Source organism: Oleiphilus sp. HI0067 (assembly GCF_001635735.1).
Genome location: NZ_LWFI01001609.1, coordinates 1 through 19,404, shown reverse-complemented (window position 1 = coordinate 19,404; position 19,404 = coordinate 1). Strand labels below are relative to the sequence as shown.

The following is a 19,404-nucleotide window of genomic DNA, read 5'->3' as shown; positions in this document are numbered from 1 at the left end:
CATTACATCTGGAATTCAGGAAGTTTGACGACCATCCCGTTGTCATCAGCGCTAAGTCGAACCTGACATGCAAGTCGTGATTCTTCTCGTTTCTCTGGCGCCATATCTAGCATTTGAGCTTCTTCTAAATTGATTTCACCCAATTGATCACGCCATAGTGGGTCTATAAACACGTGGCACGTGCCGCACGCGCATTCCCCACCACAATCCGCATCAATACCCGGCACCATATTTTCGGTCGCCACTTCCATTACAGACTGCCCATTCTCATAACTTAGAGAATGCTCTGTCCCATCGTGTTCGATCAGGGTTATCGTGCTCATGCTTTACCTCTTATTATTTTCACGTGCGATTCTGATTAAGTTAGGCAAAGATTAGAGTGTCAAACACATACAAGGGAGGTCATTTATTGCCATTCGAGAGTCATTTATTGACATCACAGGGTCATTTAAAGACACTATAAGAAAGACGACCACTATTGGCATTATCCACCACCACAGTGACATGAGATCGCGATAACGATGAACGAAGCCGCAACCATCCCCTCGAACTATTCAAGACTGATAGCCCGTGCATTAGGACTCTTGGTTCAAGACCTCCCTAAATTACTGGCGCACACCAACTTAAGCGTCGATGAGTTTTTAGATGAAAGTACGCTTATCACGGCAGACCAACAAATCACTTTGCTTGAAAATGCATTTTCAATTTCTGGAGACGAAGCCTTCGGATTAGCGATTGGAAAAATGCTGACCCCAGCAGCCCATGGAGCGATGGGTTTTCTTGTAAATAGCAGTCCAAACTTGATGACTGCCCTACAAGGGTTTCAAACGTTCTCCCCAACAAGAATGAGTTTTGTGAGCTTAGATCTTCGCGCTGAAGGCGACTGGTTATCCGTTTACTATCACGTCGAACTAGATCTCAAGCCAGAAATTTTAAGATGCATTACCGAGGCGTCTGCCATTACATTTTTTGATTGCGCAGAACACTTGCTGGGGCACCCGCTGAATTCAGCGATTACAAGCTTCATTCATCCGAAACCAAACTACAACGCACGCTATAGCGATTGCATTCCAGGAGAAATACTATTTTCTCAAACTCATACCATCGTAAAAATCCCAATTGAAGCTTGCAGAGAGCATAACGTTTCTGCGAATCATGAAAACTATCAACTTGCTTTCAAGCAGTGCGAACAGATGCTCTCTACCATCAATTCTGATGAGCGCTCTTACACATACAAACTTCAAAAATTAATGCTTTCACACCCTCCAGGAACCTTATCAGAAGACGATGCCGCAGCCGCTATGTTCGTTAGTAAGCGAACATTGGCCCGTTATCTAGAGCGAGAAGATTCGGGCTTCAGAAAGATACGTGACGATATTTTATGTCAACAGGCACAAGACTATTTACGCAATTCCAGAATGTCTGTAGAGGCTATCGCTACCCTTTTGAACTATCACGACAGCTCAAATTTTCGCCGAGCTTTTAAACGCTGGAATAATCAAACACCTGATCAATATAGGAAAGCAGCTCAAAGAATCGCACTTTAAATCCTGCACTTATCGACTAACCTACACCAGACAATCTCTTGGGAGCATGGCGAGAAAACCTAGTCGCTAGCAATACGGATATGAAGATAAAAACCAAACAAATCAGTGGGACACTTGCACTATTAGTTGCGAGCTTAATTTTAGTTGGCTTCATTTCTATCTATTTAGCAATCAGCAAATCAAATCAAGTCATTCAAGAATTAACCGAAAGCCGGCTTGAGTCGACGCTGATGCTTAAAAAGTCACATATTGAAGATTACTTAAGGGGACTCACTCAGCAGTTTGAGCTTATGTCGAAAGACCAAAGTGCAAGTGCTGCTAGCTTTCATTTTGATTCGACCTTTCCATTCTTTGAGCAATCTAGTGGTATTTCAGACGCTGAAAAGTCTGAAGTACGAGATTATTTCACTGAACACTTTTTCACCCCATATACTGAACGTGTAGGCCAGTCACCGATTGATGCAGACACCTATTTCAAAGACTTCACTAAAAACCAATGGATACTGCAATACCATTACATCACCGCGAACCCTAACCCTATCGGTGAGAAGCAAAAAATGGAGAGCCCTAGCAACGAGTTCTCCTCGTATAGTGGCGCACACAGTGGCTATCACAATACATTTCTAGAATATTCTACAAAGCTAGGTTTTGGTGACGTCTACCTCATTGGCCCAGACGGCCGAATAAACTACTCATTAAAAAAAGGCTTTGAGCTAGGCACGAATATCATAAATGGGCCGTTCGCGAGCTCAGGATTAGGACGTGCGTTCAACGGTGCGCTGAATGCCGAACAAGGTCAATTAGTATTCGAGGACTTTAGCGCTTATACCCCCTTATTCGAAGCGCAAGCCGCGTTCATTGCCACGCCTATCGTTAAGTTCAAACGCGTACGTGGCGTTATCGCTGTTCAATTCCCTATCGACAAAATCGACCAAATCATGACAAATGGTCATGCATGGAAAGAAGTAGGGTTTGGTGAAACCGGCGAAGCCTATCTAGTAGGTTCTGACTCAAAGCTACGCAATACAATGCGTCTCAACGACGAAAACCCTGAGCGCTACTTCGAGCGCCTCCAAGCAAGCAGCATAGATAGCGACACGATTGATCAGATTAAATCTCTCGGTTCCGGAATCGGCTTACACACTATTGACACTACTGCGACACAGAATGCTCTTTCGGGCAAATCGGGCTTTGCTAGCATCACTCAACAAGATGGTCGAGAAGTGTTGTCTGCCTATGCTCCAATCAATGTTGAGGGTTTCAATTGGGCCATCATTAGCGAAATTGATAAAAACGAAGCCTTCTCAGCAGCATCTGCGCTTGCACAGGACTTAAGCGTAAGCCTTTTGTTACTTACCATCATTGTCGCAGCGCTTGCCGCCATACTTATTTGGTTTAGCGCTAATTTATTATTCAAGCCATTAGAAAATATGGGCGATAAAATGCATGACATTGCGCATGGCGATGCGACCTTATCTAGTCGTCTGAATGAAGACGGCGACAATGAAATATCCGGTTTTGCTAAAAGCTTTAATGTTTTCGTTGAAAAGCTTGCAACACTTGTTGAACGCACTGAAGAAACATCTCGATCCCTAAGCAGCCAAGCAAATCAATTGACTGACTTATCGCGAACAGGAAACCAACAAGCCATACAACAACGTCAACAGATTGAGAATATTCAGGCTGCGATCAGCCAAATTCTGGATAGTATTACTAGTAACGCCGAACGCGCAAATCTAGCGTCAGATGCTGCCAACGAGGCCAAGTCTAATTCTGAAAAAGGCAAAGCAGCGACGCAGCGGGCGGTCGAATCAATTCAAGATGTCGAGCAAGAGATTACAAACGCAGCAGAAGCTCTCGCAGGTGTAGAAAACGACACAAATGAGGTAGCAAGCCTACTCGCGGTGATTGATTCGATCTCCGAGCAGACCAATCTACTCGCACTTAACGCAGCAATTGAGGCTGCTCGAGCCGGCGAAAATGGCAGAGGGTTCGCTGTGGTCGCAGACGAAGTCCGCAGTCTGTCCCACAAAATTCAACATGAAACAGCAGCCATTACGACGACGGTTAACAATCTAAAAGTCGGAACAGAGAACGCAGTTGCCGTCATGCGTGCTAGTAAAGAAAGCAGCGAACGCAGCACTGAGTCATCCCAACTCGCCGGCAAATCACTTGATCAAGTTGTAGAATCGAGTGATTACATCGCCGGAATTAACCGAGAAATCAAATACAATACCAACATCAATACAAACTTAGCCAACGACATCAAAGAGAATGTCGACCAAACAGCGCAAATTACCTCTGAGTCAACGACGGCATCCCATCAAATCCAAGAGATTGGGAACGACATTGCGTCATTAGCATCTCAACTGCATGAACTTGTTGGCCAATTCTCTAACGAATCGAATAACCACTCTGAAGCACAAGAAATTTCGAAGTAATAATAACTACCCTCATTGTAATTTCTTGCAAAACTAAAACGCTACCTCTCTTGTTTTATCGTCGAAAACGAGTTTGAGACCACCTGAAAAACCCCACCACATAAGGCATTTATACAAACCATAAGAAAAAGTGATAGCCATAATGATAACATCGGCTTTTCTTATAAAGAGAATAATTTTCCCTATATAAGAAATAAAATTTCATATAAATCAGCAACTTAACCAAAAACTCGGAACTACGTCACACAGTCAATCCAATTAATTCGATGATCTCGATCGCTTGGTCAGGTTTTATCGAATAGTTCATCTCTAAAACCGCCATTACGATGCGCGCAACCATACCTTGTAGTAGAGGCATACATCGTGATTCAAACAGACATATTAATGATAGGCGGCGGCATCATGAGTGCAACGCTCGCAACATTAGTCTCGGAGCTAGACAACACTCGCTCTATGACACTTATCGAACAAGCGGAACGATTCGGTAACGAAAGTTCAGATGCATGGAACAATGCAGGGACTGGGCATGCTGGATATTGCGAACTCAATTATACACCGCAAAGTAACGATGGAAGCGTATCTCCTGATCGAGCACTCGCTATTAATGAGCAATTTGAAAACTCTCTACAATTTTGGAGTTCACTGACCCAAAAAGGTGTTTTCGCTCGCTCCGAAGACTTCATAAAGCAAGTACCACATTTGAGCTGGGTCAAAGGCGAGCAAGCCTCCAGATTTCTTGCTGAACGCCATCGTTCATTATCAAAGAACGCGTTATTCGACGGAATGGAATATTCCAATGATCCTTCTGAGCTAAATCAATGGCTGCCGCTGATTACTGCTGGTCGCTCAAGCAACGAATCGATGGCCGCGACGCGAGTCCAGCACGGCTCTGATGTTAACTTCGGCGCGCTTACGCGTATGTCGGCGGTACACTTATCCTCGCTAGAAAATGTCGATGTAAGGGTAAGTTCCCGCGTCGTAAACCTAGATAAACAAGGTGATCGCTGGCATGTCACAGTTCAGAACGTAAAGTCTGGTGAACGTACGGTATTTAATTCAGGTTTTGTATTCATTGGTGCTGGCGGCGCTAGCTTATCTTTACTGCAAAAATCTGGCGTCAAGGAAGCTAAAGGTTATGGAGGCTTCCCAGTCTCAGGTATTTGGTTAGCATGCCAAAACGAAGAGCTTGCGTTGTCTCACAACGCGAAGGTGTATAGCCAAGCTGAGGTAGGTGCACCACCTATGTCTGTCCCTCATTTAGATACACGTTACATTGATGGTAAGCCTGCACTACTGTTCGGACCATTTGCAGGCTTTACGACGAAATTTTTAAAACAAGGCAACATCCTAGATCTTATTCGTAGCGTGCGTTTAGACAATATTGCCAACCTTTTACACGTTGCTCGTAACAACTGGTCTCTTACGCAGTACTTAGTAAAAGAAGCACTCAGTTCACGTGACGCAAGACTTACTCACTTAAATGGGTTCTTACCACACGCTGATCATAGCGAATGGCAGTTACGCCGTGCTGGTCAGCGCGTGCAAATCATTAAAACAGGAGCACGAGGAAAAGGCTCTTTGGAATTTGGAACAGAAGTATTAGCAACCAAAGATCGCTCTTTGGCGGCACTTATGGGTGCCTCCCCAGGTGCGTCGACCTGTGTATCAGCAATGCTTGATGTCATTGAACGTTGTATGCCTGAACTGACTCAAGGCAGTCACTTAGTCACGCTTCAATCGCTAATTCCAAGTTACGGACACTCATTGAAAAACGATGCTCAACTCTTAGCAAATGTTAGAGCATTTACACATTCAACACTGGGCTTATCAGATTCAGTAAGCACAGTGCCAAGCTTTTTAGAATCAAACCCTCATATGGAGTCAACCTTATGTTGATCGGAATTCCGAAAGAATCTCAAGCACAAGAAAATCGCGTTGCGATTATTCCTGCTGGCGTGCCAGAACTGCTTGAGGCCGGTTACGAAGTTATCGTTGAACAAGGTGCTGGCGACGGCGCACACTTTACCGATGAAGAGTACCGCAATAGCGGTGCAATTATCGCTGATGATGCAGAGTCACTGTATCGACAAGCAAATATTGTCGTGAAGGTTCTCGCACCTACAGAAGAAGAAGCAAAGCTTCTTCGTCCTGAGTCGACATTGATCAGCATTATGGAGCCGTGGGATAACGTTCCACTAATTCAAAATCTTGCAGCACGCTCTATCGACTCGTTCGCCCTTGACCTTGTGCCACGTTCAACGCGTGCTCAATCTATGGACGTATTGAGCGCAATGGCTGGCATCAGTGGTTATCGCTCAGTATTGCGCGGCGCGATGTCTTTGCCTCGTTACTTCCCGATGCTAATGACGGCTGCGGGCACCATTCACCCTGCACGTGTTTTAGTGATCGGTGCAGGTGTTGCTGGCTTGATGGCAATCGCAACGGCACGTCGTTTAGGTGCTGTCGTTGAAGCATACGACTTACGCCCAGAAGTGAAAGAACAAGTCGAAAGTCTTGGCGCTGAGTTTATTGAGATCAAAGTTGAAGAATCAGACTCAGAGAAAAGCTCCGATAGCAATGGATATGCCACAGCAAAAACCGAAGCGTTCTACGAAGCTCAACGTTCGCAGCTAGGTGATTGTGTTGCTCGAGCGGACCTTGTCATCACAACTGCAGCGGTACCTGGAAAACCAGCACCTAAGCTCATCACGCGACAAATGATGCAGCGCATGAAGCGCGGCTCCGTCATTGTTGACCTTGCGGCAGCGCGAGGCGGTAATGCAGAGGGCACAGTCTTGAACGAAAAAATCGAGTTAGACGGCATTACCTTAGTCGGACACGTAAACCACCCTTCACGTGTGCCTGTGCATGCATCGCAGCTATTGAATCGAAACATTATCAACTTCATTAAGAACATGACCGAAGGTGGTCGCCTTGTTCCTAATCAAGAAGATGAAATTGTCACGGCAACTCAGGTGACTCGTGGCACTAGTATTTATTTTGAACCTGCTGAATCAAACCAAGAGGAGAATGCATAAATGGAAATGCTCGTTCTTAGCTTCACCATATTCATCTTGGCCTTATTCGTTGGCGTCGAGTTGATAAACAAAGTACCGCCAACCTTGCACACACCTCTGATGAGCGGCACCAACGCGATCTCTGGCATCGTTATCGTCGGTGCAATTGTTAGTGCTGGTACAAATCACTTGTCTCCCACTGTTGCAAGTGTTCTTGGTTTTATTGCTGTTACTCTCGCAAGCATCAACATCGTTGCAGGCTTCATGGTGACAGATCGTATGCTCAACATGTTTAAGCAAAAGGGCTAATGATGTTTGCTTTAGTCAATCTTTCTTACTTAACAGCGGCTGTGTTTTTTATCCTCGGCATAAAAGGCATGACCAAACCTAAAACGGCTGTACGCGGAAATCAGCTTTCAGCTATCGGCATGTTGATCGCAGTAACCGCAGCACTTCTTCACCACGACATCATTGGTTTCACTACGATCATTGCTGGTATTTTACTCGGCGGTTCAATTGGTGCATTGCTGGCAAAACGCACAGCAATGACGTCTATGCCAGAGCTTGTAGCAAGCCTTAACGGCGTTGGCGGCGGGGCATCTCTAGCAGTTGCTGGTAGCACATGGTTAACTGCAATCGCAGCAAATTCAGTGGTAACCGGCGTATGGTCAGCAGCCATCCTTGCTTCGATCGTCATCGGTGCAATAACGCTATCAGGATCAGTGGTCGCCGTTCTTAAGCTAAAAGGAACTATCGGTGACAGTAAGCGCGCAAGACAATGGCAGCTTATTACAGTAGCGAGCCTCGTGGGTATTCTTGCATGCGCAAGCATGATGTTTGGTGAAGGCCAACTGTCTAGCCTTGTACTACTCGCTATTGTCGGCCTCTGCTTGTTTCTAGGTGTCGGTCTAGTACAACCAATTGGTGGTGCCGATATGCCAGTTGTTGTTGCGCTACTTAACGCCTACTCAGGTCTTGCTGGCGCAGCGACCGGTTTCGTGTTGGAAAACCAAGGCTTGATCATCACTGGTTCTCTAGTTGGCGCGTCTGGTCTTATCCTGACTGCAGTAATGTGTAAAGCCATGAACCGTTCACTACCAAACGTTCTCTTTGGTGGTGCATTTGGGCCGCAGGCTGATACGCAGTCGAAGTCAAACGACAGCGAGTTTTATGACGGCAAAGTGAAATACGCAACGCCAGATGACCTTGCACTACTCTTAGACGGTGCGCGCAGCGTTGTGATGGTTCCAGGCTATGGACTTGCGGTTGCCCAAGCGCAACACGCAGTGAAAGAGCTTGCTAACCAGCTTGAAGCACGTGGAGCTAAAGTCAGCTATGCAATACACCCTGTTGCTGGACGTATGCCTGGCCACATGAACGTATTGTTGGCAGAAGCTGAGATACCATATGATCAACTAAAAGACATGGATACCATCAATCCTGAGCTTCCTCAGGCTGATGTGGCAATCGTACTTGGCGCAAATGATGTTGTTAACCCAGCTGCAGCTGAGGATCCAAATTCGCCTATCTTCGGAATGCCTATTCTCGATGTGCATAAAGCGAAGACCGTCGTTAACGTTAAGCGAAGCTTGTCTCCGGGCTTTGCCGGCATACCAAACAGCCTATTCATTCGTGACAATAGCTTGATGGTAAAAGGCGACGCAAAAGAAGTCCTTCAAGCAACGACCTCAGCGATCAAAGAGCTCTAAACAAAGCTTAGTTATAGAAAGTCCAAAACCGCACTTCGGAGCTTCTGAAGTGCGGTTTTTTTATTTACGCACCGCAGCTTTTTCGTCATATCAGGCCACCTTCAAACTAATCACAAACATTCCGTCATTTCATACAATTTTGTCTCCATGTTTTTCCTTACATTGGCCGGGTTGAATAATTTTCATACAACAATAAAAGGAGAGATCATGTTCAACTTAAAAATAACAGCTAAACGATCATTGCTCGCAGTCGCGGGTTCTTTAGGTATTAGCTCTATGGCGTTTGGAGATGCGCACAGCGGTTATGTTGCGCCTATCGATTTACCAACAGCACCAGTTAACACCTGTAAATGGTATCAACCCGTATGTCATGTCGCGTACGACATTGAGTACGCGGGCTACCTTATCGAAAAAGCTAATGTGAATGCCATTAACTACGACAATCGCTACAACACGCAGTATCCGATTGTGTTAGTTCACGGCGTGTCTGAATTCGACAAAATTATCGGAGTTGTCGAGTATTTCCAGAATATTCCAGCAGTTTTGCGCTCAGGAAACGCAGTTGTATATACGCCAAATGTAACCGCATGGGATACCGCACAAGAACGTGGTGAGCAGCTATTAGGCTACATCAATAATACGGTATTGCCAGAAACAGGCGCATCAAAAGTACACTTGATCGGTCACAGCTTAGGCTCACCAACATCACGCTATGTTGCAGCAGTCAGCCCTGATATTGTGTCATCTGTGACATCAGTAAACGGCATCAACTATGGCTCTGGGTTTGCGGATTGGGGTGTCGACAACATTATTGGTGGACCGCTTGAAGGCATAGCGGCAGATTTGTTGAACTTAACCGGAGACGTACTCGACGCACTCGCAGGTAATCCTGAATATGCCAGTGACGCGCTAGAAACCGTTAAGTTTATGTCTTCTGAAGGCGCATTAGCTTTCACAGAAGAGTTTCCTGACGGAGAGCCAACAACTTATTGTGGTAACGGCGCCAACCTTGTTAACGGCATTCATTACTACTCATGGGGAAGTATTGGCACAACCACAAATATCGCAGACATAAGTGATGCTTTATTCGTGCTTACTGACGCATTGGGTTACTACAATGGCGAACAGACAGATGGCTTAGTTGCTAAATGCTCGCAACGTTGGGGTGAGAACATTCGTGACGATTGCTGGATGAACCATTTAGATGCTACGAATATGCTATTTGGTCTGAGTAATCTTTTAGAGACTGATCCTAAGACGCTATACAAAAACCACGCTGATCGTTTCCGAGACATGGGTTTGTAATAGCAATTGCTGTACTAATTGAGGTCAGTTTTTCTATCGAAATACCTGACCTCTCTTAAATTAGAAAACCGCTAATGGGTGACCAGAAGCGGCTTTTTTATAGTCTTAATATAAGATAAAACTGGGGTTGAAGGCGGACGAGATCAGATTAATGTGCAACTATTTGGCTGGAATGCCTAAGAAAATTAAACAAGAATAAACGGCTCAGATTTCTCTATCGGCCATTTTATCTAAGGTCGCTAAGCGCTTGCGCTCATTCACATCAAACATAGATGCTTGCAAGGCCTGAATTTCTAATTGCTTATCAGAATCTGACAAACCATTGGTATTCAATACTAATTCCCTTTTTTGCCGATACTCAGCAAAACGTGCATCCCAAGCAGATTGCTTTTGATCTGCTTCAGCAAATCGTTGAACAGTTTTCTCGTCATATACTCTACGACGCAGTTCATGAAGCTCTTGTGCTGTAGCTCCGGCTTCCTTAGCAGCTTGTATTCTTTTCCTGTCACGATCGAGCTGCTTTAGATTCTGTTCTTGCTCGGGCAAGAGGCCTTCAAGATCAACCAAACTTCCTGACCGAACGCTATCCTCTCTCGCATCTCGTTTACGCTGTAATACCGCGGCAGTGTATGCGTCTAGCGCATCTTCTTCAGCAAAAAACGCCTCGTAAACATCTGCGCTTAAGCTATTCATTCGTGCATCACGACGGTATTCAAATAGGGTTAAGTAGTCATGTCCAGACGGGGCAACAAGATTGTTGCCAGCGACAATCCCCTCTAAATCAATTAGAGCCTCTTTATACAAAATATACTCAGCCAAAACACCAATCGCCTGAGAGCGTGCTGGCTCTTCGAGGTGTCTAGTAAAATACTCTTCGATGCGCCCGATAATAGTTTCGATTGGCTCTTCACCAAACGCTGCTAAAAAGTAATCGATCATAGATTTTAAAGAAGGGGTGACGACTAAGTCTCCGTCATCCGTCAGCGCAAAATAACCGGGTATGCTTGTGCCACGTAAGGAATTTGCTAAAGGTCCGTAAGCTGACGAATATGTGTCGCCCTGCTCATTCGGATAAATTTCATGGATTTCTGTAGATTCATTCAAAGGAGTTTGAATATTCTTGCGCTTCTCAGCGAGATACGCATTAGAGTTTGGCGTATCTTCAAGCTGAGATCCAAGATCCGAAGACTGCTTGTCTGACATAAGGAATGTCGCACCAAGTAGCACTCCTACACTCGCCAAACCAGCACTCATCGCTAGCCTTTTTTTCATATCCAAATGACCTTTAGCGACTCAAATTAATCAATTAGTGTTTCGTTTAATTCGAATTTGGGCGAAGCACTTCGTTCTTGTTCAGGCAATATAACGTGAAGCTGCTTTGTTTGACCAAAAATCTGCGACGGATTCATTCCTAACATCGACCGAAAACTTTTGTTGAAGTGAGAAGAATCAGTAAAGCCTGCTTCAGCCGCAGCATCGGTCAATGTCATCCCTGCCCCCACATTTTCCGTAGTCTTATACAAACGGCACCAAAGTCTATAGCGCCTAATGGGTATGCCCGTCTGCTTTTTAAAAAGTTCCATCAACCTCGATTGAGATAAGTTTGCAACATTAGCGAGATCAGAAAGGGATAGGTTTTCACTTATAGTTGACTGAATATGTTCGATAACACTCTTAATTCGTTTATCAAGCCAATAATTATGCTCAACACCAATAATTTCGTTGGTTCGCAGAATGAGCGATAGGGAATGAAGAATTTCCTGAGAATCAAAGGGCGCGGAACTCAACTCTAGAAAACAATTGATATAAATATCTTCGCTCTCAGCATCATAAAACGCGGTACCTTCGTTAGCATTCATCAAACTAGAAAGTAATCGATAGTCTTTTCCCAATGGATCTAAAGTGCAATTTGCAAAAAGCTCACCCTGCGTATCGATAATGACTGGCATACCCGCTGGAAGAAGCAAAGTTCTGCACTCGATTGGCTGAGTCATCTCACTGGTAATAAACCGAATGGGTTTATGCAAACCAAACATCAGTGTTGCAGCGCCAGTAGAGATATCTAGCGGATCAGTAAGTCGACCGATAAGGAGAGTACGTTGTTCCCACAAATAAAGTAGCGGACTTGCGCTCGTCGATTCCATGCCAAAGTTCTTCCTTCATTTTGCTTATTTTTATAGGATTGCAAACAGCACCGACCAATATAGAGCTAATACTCTAATACTGTCATATCTTAGAAATAATCTCAGGAAGACGTGTTCAAAATGTGCGCAGGATTAAGCAATTAAAAATCCAAGAAACAAACCGTGAGTTCATACAAGCATCTTGAAAACAAATAACTTACCGCCCTCTTCTACCTAACCAGTTGCGACAGCGGCACCCATTAATTTTATTATTTTTCTATGAACGTTTTCAGGTTGTTCAAAGCAGCTTGATAAGAACGAGCACCTATTCTCTCAACTAAACCACTGAGCAAAGATAAAGAACGGTGGACACGGAGACCGATACGATATTTTACTTCAACCTCTTTCTCCATTTGCTGAATTGAAAACTCTTCCACTAATTCATCTGCATATGGAATAGAAACAGCTGAGACACGATATGCCACCTTTTGATTAGGCTGAGTAATCAAAAACTCTTCCCTAAACAGAATAAAATAATTCAGGGTTACAATCCGAGATAAGCATCCTGCCTCCTCCAATAACGCAGTTGCACTCGTCATCCCAGGAAACCAATGAGGCCAGGTATTCGGATTAATTAGCGCGTCATAAACGCTCTTTGCGTCTGAGCTAATGCGAATAGAATAAGACAGCTTGATTGGCGCAGATTCTAAAAACGAGATATCCGCCGCCTTACATTGAAATTTCATACTCTGCACCAATCCTTTTTATTGTGGTGTTTTGTGCCTATACGCTACCAGAGTAGATCAATCGGCAGCAAACCTTCTAACCATAAAGCACGCCCAAACAATTCAACGGACGAGAATTACAAAACATACTGTGCTACTTTAAAAGTATTTTAGCTATAAAAAGTGAGAAAAATCATGCTTGATTAATTCACTTTGTTTCTTTTTTTTCGTTATTCTGGTGTGCTGTTATGGCGTGATCATCATTCACGATATTCCAGACGAGATTGCCTACCATCGGAACCACCCCACCAAGATGCCATTCATGTATCAGGCTGGGGCAGCTTATTCACACTGCATGTCATCTGGCCTTTTTTTGTGGATTTGGGCAACGCTATACAACGAAGAAACCGGATGGGGGATCAAATCAAACAACCATCGAATACCGAACTCAGAAGACGAAATATCGGAGTTAAAGAAAACAATTTCGTCGCTCACTTCGTCAGATAAAGGAGATCATTAATGGATATCCTAATTATTATGACCTATACAGCAATCTGCATCGCTATATCCAAGATTTTCAAAATCCCAATGAATAAGTGGACCGTTCCAACAGCGGTGTTAGGTGGTATTGCAATTGTCGCGACTCTGATGATGGTCATGAATTACAATCACCCGTACGCGAAGTACGCTAAAGAAGCATTTGTCACGGTCCCTATCGTTCCCCAAGTCTCTGGAATTGTCGAAACCGTCAACATCACCCCAAATGTTGCCGTTAAACAAGGCAACATCCTGTACACAATTGAAAACAGCGCTCAACAAATTGCCCTTAAAAAAGCCGAGGCAGCTTTAGCCGACGCTTAAAGTAGTGTCTCGCAAAAAGACGCAGCGCTAGAAAGTGCTAAAGCCGTGACACAGAAGGCAAAGGCAAATTTTGAGCGAGCACAAACTACCTACTTGCGCTTCAAAACAGGCCACGAATCGACAGGCTCCGCATCCCCTTTTTCACAACAAGTCGATAACCGAAAGAAATTATTTGAAGAAGCAAAAGCGGCATATCACCCAGCGCAAGCTGATGAGAAGCGCCAAGAACTGATTGCAGAGTCGATAATAGCCGGCGAGAATACAATTGTTGCACAGCTCATTGAAGCTAGAAACCGTGCACAACTTGACTTGGACCGTACAATCATTAGAGCACCGTCAGATGGCACTCCAGTACAAGTAGGCATTCGCCGGGGCACATTTGCAGCAGCACTACCCTTGCGCCCAGCAATGTCTTTCATACCTACAGAAAAAAGACGTATCGCTGCCAGATTTTGGCAAAACTCACTCCTACGCATGAAAGTTGGCTTAGAGGCTGAAGTAATATTAGATGCAGTGTCTGGTCATGTATTTGAAGGCAAGCTTGTGGATTTACAACCAGCGATGGCAGAAGGTGAATTCCAAGCAGGAGGCGCACTCATAGCGACAAACAGAATAGCGCAACCTGGTTTTGCTATCGGAATTATAGAATTTGAAGAAGATCTTAATGACTATAACCTGCCTCTTGGCATTCAAGGACAGGCCGTCGCCCTAAATTATGAAGATTACTAAATGCACGTATCAGCCATTCGAAGGATTTTGCTCTGAATGCTGGGCTGGCTGAAATACGTATATCCGATTAAATAAATACCGGGGCTTCAATACGATAAAGCGATTGAAGCCCTTTACTTCTCGACAACCGTTAATACTCTGAAGCAGGCTGTATAAAGTCACTGAACAAACCATCAACGACGTATTCCAATCGCTTCTGAGCCTCTTCATCCGATCGTTCCTGCATAAGATTCCCGACTACTCCACCAGCCCATACTGGGGTTTGTGTCGCCATATCAACCGCAACGATACGAAGGCCAATCGCAGGCTTGTCACCGAGTAATTTAAGCTGCTTCATTGTCTCGTTAGGAATTTCAGGAATATCGGTCACAACGCCAACAGTATACGCAATCCCAAGCTCACGTGATTGCGCTAATTGCGAAAAGCCAAGCTCTCGCATTTTTTTATTCACTAGGTATTCAAACTCTAGACCTCCATTAAATCCCCGAGAATGAATTTTGTGTCCAGGATCAATCATTAAAGCGGTCGACCCTATCCAACTGTAAGTTTTGTAGCCCGCCAGATTTGCTCTTGGATGCTTCTCGGTTTCCAAACTTATATCTTTCACTAGCTCCTGATTCACTGCGCAGCCGCTAAGTGCTGCGACCAAACACGCTATACCTAAGCTGATTAACTTATTCATACACTCTCCGATTTATCCAAGACTTAAATTCCGGAGAACATCCGTCATGAAACAATAAATTTAACAGTACGATGTATATAGTATGAAAGTCAGCAATTGCACTGTATAAACCAATTTTGATTTATGGATCGAAAATCATTTATGAAAAAATCAATTTACGCAGCGACGCTATTCACTCTGTTAGCAACGAACATTCTCTCAATCACCAGTTCTAAGTTTTACGACCTGTTAGCGAGTGCTATGACCCACATCCCGATATCTAACCTGATGCGAGATAGTAAATCAGCGCAAGCAAAATTGATAAAACAAGAGAATAAGAAACTTAAAACAGAAAACGCGAAGGTTAAAAAGCAACAAGCGCGAATCAAAGCCAATGCAAAACACGCCAGAGCAATCAGCTCGCGCGCTAAAACCCGAATAGCGAAAAATATAACCGCCAACACCGCAGCATTAGTACCTTCATCGGTTCCAATCATCGGCATTGCAGCTAATGTCGCTATGACAAGCTCCGACGTAATAACCGGCTGTCAAACAATGAACGAACTTGACGCACTTGAGTCGCTATTAACATTAGATGAGCCAGTTAGTGAAATCGATAAACTATGCGGGATAGAACTACCCTCAACAGAACAAGTAACCAAAGAAGCCCTCATCATGCTCAAGGAATATTCATCGAGGACGGAGCAATCATTCGATGAAACGATAGACAAACTGATGAAGTATTTATTTTCAGATAACTGAGAAATTAAAAACTAAGCATTAACGCAAATAACGAAGAGTTTTATCAGTTAAGCAACTTAGATGGAGGCATTCGACTTCAATGAAAAATGGCGGTGAGCCAGGGATTCAAACGCTGAAACTGAGGGCTTATACAGCCATTTAGAGTGATAAATCAATAACTTACAAAGTATGCGTTCCGACAAATTAAGTCAAAACACGTCAATTTTGACACCGAAACCTTCCTCTAAAAACTTAAAAATCAGAGGCTTTTGCCAAATAAAGACCAGTCAATATGTTCGAACAAAAAGACCTAATCATGCGCCGAGTAGTTGTTTATAAAAAACGATCAACAAAAGAGTGCCCCCCTTAATTAGTATATCGATGAGTGTTTCAGGGACACTCTCTGAGTAACAATTAGCCCACAAGCACCTCTTCACTGGCGCTGATGATTATTTGTTCATCACTATCAGGATAAAGCTGACAATCACAGACAGGCTCCATCAACGCCATAGCATTCTCCTCCTCAACCATTACTATATCACTATCGATGAGCTGCAAATCGGTCTCGTCCTGCTGGCTTAATTTAATGGTCGCAGATACCTCAAGTTCCGCAACCACTTGCTCAGGTAAGATAATTTTCAGATCCGCCACCTGCTCTGCATGGGCCTGCTCTATAGTCAAAACGCCGTCAACCCACTTACCATCAGAGGCTATCGCCTCCTCTGGCAAACCTTCGATTTGCAAAGTCTGGCCCGGATTAAGAGCGGCATCTTCAGTTGCATAATTCAAACCTAGCGCATCTAAACTTAGTTCTACCATATTGATTGCGGTGTTATCTGCACTGTATTCGGCCAGATTCTCAGACACATGTTGCAATGCTTGGGCAGGCTCCACCGGCTGGAAACCCTTTTCGACCAACATCACATTAACCTCATTAAGCGATAGGAGGGCCAAATCAGCATCATTCAAGGCAAACGCCTGTCGAGTCTCTGCCTCGATAACGATCCCATCATCTGGCAGCTGGTTGCTATCAATAGACTGCAAGAACACCGCCATATTAGTCAAGTAATCACTGCTTGCGACAGCACCGTTAACCGGTTGGAAATCAGTCAGAAAAATTGCTCTGCCTTGAACATTTGCCGCTATTAACTCACCAATCACTACCGCGCCAACGCTAAACCGAATGGTATCGCGCTGATCAAAGCTAATAATACCCTCTGCGTCGGTGACACCTCTTGCACCCGAGCTAGTCTCATACTCAAGACCAACGAGGATGTCGTCAATCACTTGCGAAACTTGAGTTGTCGCTGTATCTCCAGAGGCGATATTAGTCGCGTTAACGCTAGCGCTTACCGTAACATTGACATTGGCAGCATGCTCTATAGTCATGGAGCGGCTAACACCTGCACTGACTGCGATGTCAAAATCACTGCCATCACTCACCGCCAAAGTAGTGTTGCCTTCTAACAACTCGACACCACTGGGAAAGCCTGAGAAGGTCACTGGTGATAAGCTCTCACTGCCATCATCGGTAGCCAAATCCGCCATTAGTGACAAACTCCTTGTCATCGTTACAGTGTCAGAGGTATCTTGAACAAGTGTCTCTATGTTGTTATAGATTAGGTTACCGCCTCCAACAAATGTCACAGAACCCGAGGTTGTACCACTAGGAGCGAGACTTTGGACAGCGGACATGTTCAGCATCAACGTATCACCGGAGCCACCGCCGCCGTCAACAGAGACGTTCTGCGCATTCCCCCAACCTTGTACATAAATCAAGTCATTACCATTAAACGTTGACACACCGCCGGCGTTGTTTTGCGTACCCGTGATTATCACATAATCGGCATTATTAGTGCCTTGAACGTTGCTATTCATCTGGATAACACCTTGATGAATAAGGTTTAAATTATCGATCTCGATGCTGCCAACTGCAGATATTTGTTCATCACCCAAGGTAAAGTTTAACGTTGGTGCTAGAGCATCTTCATCAGCTTCCACTGATATGGTCAAGGTTGTCGTCGCACTATTGCTATCGACTTGGCTGCTATCGTCTGGGTCAACATCTTCGTTGTATACCGTTATTTGCAGATCAATATCACCCTCGTAATCCGCCGCTGGCGTAATACTGAGGTCTGCAACGTCCTCTGCTGTCAACGTCCATACTCCTGTACCATTATCAGTACCTGCTGATAACGTTGCGTCCAGTGGCACACCACTGATCGTGTACCCAGTAATTGACTCAGACCCATCGTTATCCGTCAGGCTAGAGGTAATATCAAGAGCGATGGAGGCGTCGTCTACCTCAGTGATTTCCACACCATCTATTTCAAGATATGCCAACTCAGCTGCACCCGGATTGGCTATCTCAAAAATGATTTCATAACTACCAGATTCTGGCGCAGTAAAGGTCATAGTTTGCATATCCCAAGATGCAGGCGCGCTAATAACCGAACTTGAACCTATAAGAGTATTTACGCCATTTGGACCTGTATAACTCACTTTTATATAAGCATTGTTTTCAAACATGAGGTGGCCCGTCTGCAACCCAAAACTAGCCTGTTCAAAACTAATCATGTAGTCCTGATTTGCTGCTAGAGATACGGTTTGAGAGATACCCTCTTTGAAATCTTCCATGATGCCCATACCAACCCAAGTTCCTCCATTGCCAGAGACTATAGGTGTGTTGATCCAGCTACCGGAAGCGGCACCTCCTGCAGCATTATCTTCATCATTAACATCTGGTGAACCAAATTCAGTAGACCAACCAGAGAGATTCATTCCGTCAAGGAACCCATTAACTGGCGTACCTTGTAAATCTCCGTTAGTAAATAAATTTTGTCCAGTTGCAGCGCCACTTGAAACGCCGTCAGAAGCCGCCGCCACAATAGGCGTATCGGCAACCGCCTCGACGGTAACCTCTACCGAACCATTATAAACTTGACTAGCACCACTCTGTGTGAACGTTACTTCAGTCGTTAATGTAAAGTCATCGCTGGAATGTTCGACTGGCGTAAGGCTCAAACCGTCAAGATCAGCAGGATCCACTGTCCAGGTGCCATCACCGTTGTTCGTACCCGCTGACAAAATCGCTCCGGTTGGCACGCCACCGATCGTGACACTGCTGATCGTTTCAGTGCTATCAACAGCGGTTAATGGACCCAGTTCAAGATCGACCTCAGTATCCTCTAACGTGCTTACCGTTCCTGTTAATGGATTGCCATCCGCGCTCGGGTTCGTTGGATCGATTGGATCAGTCGGATCGACTGGGTCAACCGGGTTCGGGCCATCAATAACCGGATTAATTGTTACAGTCATTGACGTCGTTGCACTATTGCTATCGACTTGGCTGCTATCATCGGGATCAACATCTTCATTATGAATCGTGACCTGCAGAACGATATCGCTTAGATGGCCTATTGCTGGCGTGATCGTGAGACCGGCAAGCTCAGCGGCTGTCAACGTCCAGCTACCATCTCCATTGTCAGTGCCAGCAGATAACGTAGCATCTAACGGCACATCGCTGATGGTGTAACCAGTAACTG

At 44.7% G+C, this 19,404-nt stretch carries 16 protein-coding genes and 2 pseudogenes; 12 read left to right on the top strand and 6 right to left on the bottom strand.

Translation table 11 applies throughout. The annotated features are described in order from the left end of the window. Positions 1-2: 2 nt before the first annotated feature. The gene (locus A3739_RS26120; protein WP_068473605.1) at positions 3-323 is read right to left on the bottom strand and encodes a 2Fe-2S iron-sulfur cluster-binding protein; all 321 of its coding nucleotides are present in this window, start codon (positions 321-323) and stop codon (positions 3-5) included. A gap of 198 nt (positions 324-521) precedes the next feature. Between A3739_RS26120 and A3739_RS26115 the strand changes: the two genes are divergently transcribed. From A3739_RS26115 to A3739_RS26085, 7 genes are all read left to right on the top strand, one after another. Beyond that, the gene (locus tag A3739_RS26115; protein ID WP_068473602.1) at positions 522-1,547 is read left to right on the top strand and encodes an AraC family transcriptional regulator; all 1,026 of its coding nucleotides are present in this window, start codon (positions 522-524) and stop codon (positions 1,545-1,547) included. An 80-nt stretch (positions 1,548-1,627) separates the two neighbouring features. Beyond that, positions 1,628-3,988 carry a methyl-accepting chemotaxis protein gene (locus tag A3739_RS26110; RefSeq protein WP_068473600.1) on the top strand — a complete coding sequence of 787 codons (2,361 nt, stop codon included), beginning with the start codon at positions 1,628-1,630 and terminating at the stop codon, positions 3,986-3,988. Between the two features lie 363 nt (positions 3,989-4,351). Beyond that, positions 4,352-5,884 carry a malate dehydrogenase (quinone) gene (gene mqo / locus A3739_RS26105; protein WP_255376191.1) on the top strand — a complete coding sequence of 511 codons (1,533 nt, stop codon included), beginning with the start codon at positions 4,352-4,354 and terminating at the stop codon, positions 5,882-5,884. Beyond that, positions 5,878-7,026, top strand: coding sequence for a Re/Si-specific NAD(P)(+) transhydrogenase subunit alpha (locus A3739_RS26100; protein WP_068473597.1), 1,149 nt, complete (start codon positions 5,878-5,880; stop codon positions 7,024-7,026). The genes mqo and A3739_RS26100 overlap by 7 nt, the downstream gene beginning before the upstream one ends. Next, positions 7,027-7,314, top strand: a complete 288-nt coding sequence (locus A3739_RS26095) for an NAD(P) transhydrogenase subunit alpha (protein ID WP_068474346.1) — start codon at positions 7,027-7,029, stop codon at positions 7,312-7,314. A 2-nt stretch (positions 7,315-7,316) separates the two neighbouring features. Beyond that, positions 7,317-8,714 (top strand): NAD(P)(+) transhydrogenase (Re/Si-specific) subunit beta, encoded by a 1,398-nt coding sequence (locus A3739_RS26090; RefSeq protein ID WP_082878625.1) that lies wholly within the window; start codon positions 7,317-7,319, stop codon positions 8,712-8,714. A gap of 207 nt (positions 8,715-8,921) precedes the next feature. Continuing rightward, entirely contained in the window at positions 8,922-10,019 is a 1,098-nt protein-coding gene (locus A3739_RS26085) for a triacylglycerol lipase (RefSeq protein WP_082878624.1), read from the top strand. Positions 10,020-10,223: 204 nt separating this feature from the next. Here A3739_RS26085 and A3739_RS26080 read toward each other — a convergent pair whose 3' ends face one another. The 3 genes from A3739_RS26080 to A3739_RS26070 all read right to left on the bottom strand — a co-directional run bounded on the left by A3739_RS26080 (position 10,224) and on the right by A3739_RS26070 (position 12,888). After that, complete coding sequence (locus A3739_RS26080) at positions 10,224-11,291, bottom strand: lipase secretion chaperone (protein ID WP_068474342.1); 1,068 nt, start codon at positions 11,289-11,291, stop codon at positions 10,224-10,226. Between the two features lie 26 nt (positions 11,292-11,317). Further along, positions 11,318-12,163, bottom strand: coding sequence for a helix-turn-helix transcriptional regulator (locus tag A3739_RS26075; RefSeq protein ID WP_068474340.1), 846 nt, complete (start codon positions 12,161-12,163; stop codon positions 11,318-11,320). 248 nt (positions 12,164-12,411) lie between these two features. Beyond that, a complete protein-coding gene (locus tag A3739_RS26070) occupies positions 12,412-12,888 on the bottom strand; it encodes a hypothetical protein (protein WP_068474332.1) in 477 nt (158 codons plus the stop codon). Positions 12,889-13,105: 217 nt separating this feature from the next. Here A3739_RS26070 and A3739_RS31545 point away from each other — a divergent pair. The 4 genes and pseudogenes from A3739_RS31545 to A3739_RS30450 form a co-directional block, all read left to right on the top strand. Further along, a pseudogene (locus A3739_RS31545) lies at positions 13,106-13,231 on the top strand (hypothetical protein); the annotation flags it as partial. After that, on the top strand, positions 13,186-13,374 hold the full coding sequence (locus tag A3739_RS28485) for a hypothetical protein (RefSeq protein ID WP_369819824.1): 189 nt from the start codon (positions 13,186-13,188) through the stop codon (positions 13,372-13,374). The pseudogene A3739_RS31545 and the gene A3739_RS28485, both read left to right, overlap by 46 nt. 12 nt (positions 13,375-13,386) lie before the next feature. Further along, the gene (locus tag A3739_RS30455) at positions 13,387-13,728 is read left to right on the top strand and encodes a biotin/lipoyl-binding protein (protein ID WP_197472594.1); all 342 of its coding nucleotides are present in this window, start codon (positions 13,387-13,389) and stop codon (positions 13,726-13,728) included. A 45-nt stretch (positions 13,729-13,773) separates the two neighbouring features. Continuing rightward, complete coding sequence (locus tag A3739_RS30450) at positions 13,774-14,457, top strand: HlyD family secretion protein (RefSeq protein WP_197472593.1); 684 nt, start codon at positions 13,774-13,776, stop codon at positions 14,455-14,457. A 130-nt stretch (positions 14,458-14,587) separates the two neighbouring features. On the opposite strand, the gene A3739_RS26060 is transcribed toward A3739_RS30450, so the two are convergent. Continuing rightward, positions 14,588-15,139: a DUF4136 domain-containing protein gene (locus A3739_RS26060; protein WP_068474330.1), complete on the bottom strand. Its 552-nt coding sequence runs from the start codon at positions 15,137-15,139 to the stop codon at positions 14,588-14,590. 141 nt (positions 15,140-15,280) lie between these two features. Here A3739_RS26060 and A3739_RS26055 point away from each other — a divergent pair, with 141 nt between their 5' ends. Further along, positions 15,281-15,880: a hypothetical protein gene (locus A3739_RS26055; RefSeq protein ID WP_156502858.1), complete on the top strand. Its 600-nt coding sequence runs from the start codon at positions 15,281-15,283 to the stop codon at positions 15,878-15,880. Between the two features lie 393 nt (positions 15,881-16,273). On the opposite strand, the pseudogene A3739_RS30445 reads toward A3739_RS26055, so the two are convergent. After that, positions 16,274-19,404, bottom strand: a pseudogene (locus tag A3739_RS30445) (hypothetical protein); the annotation flags it as partial.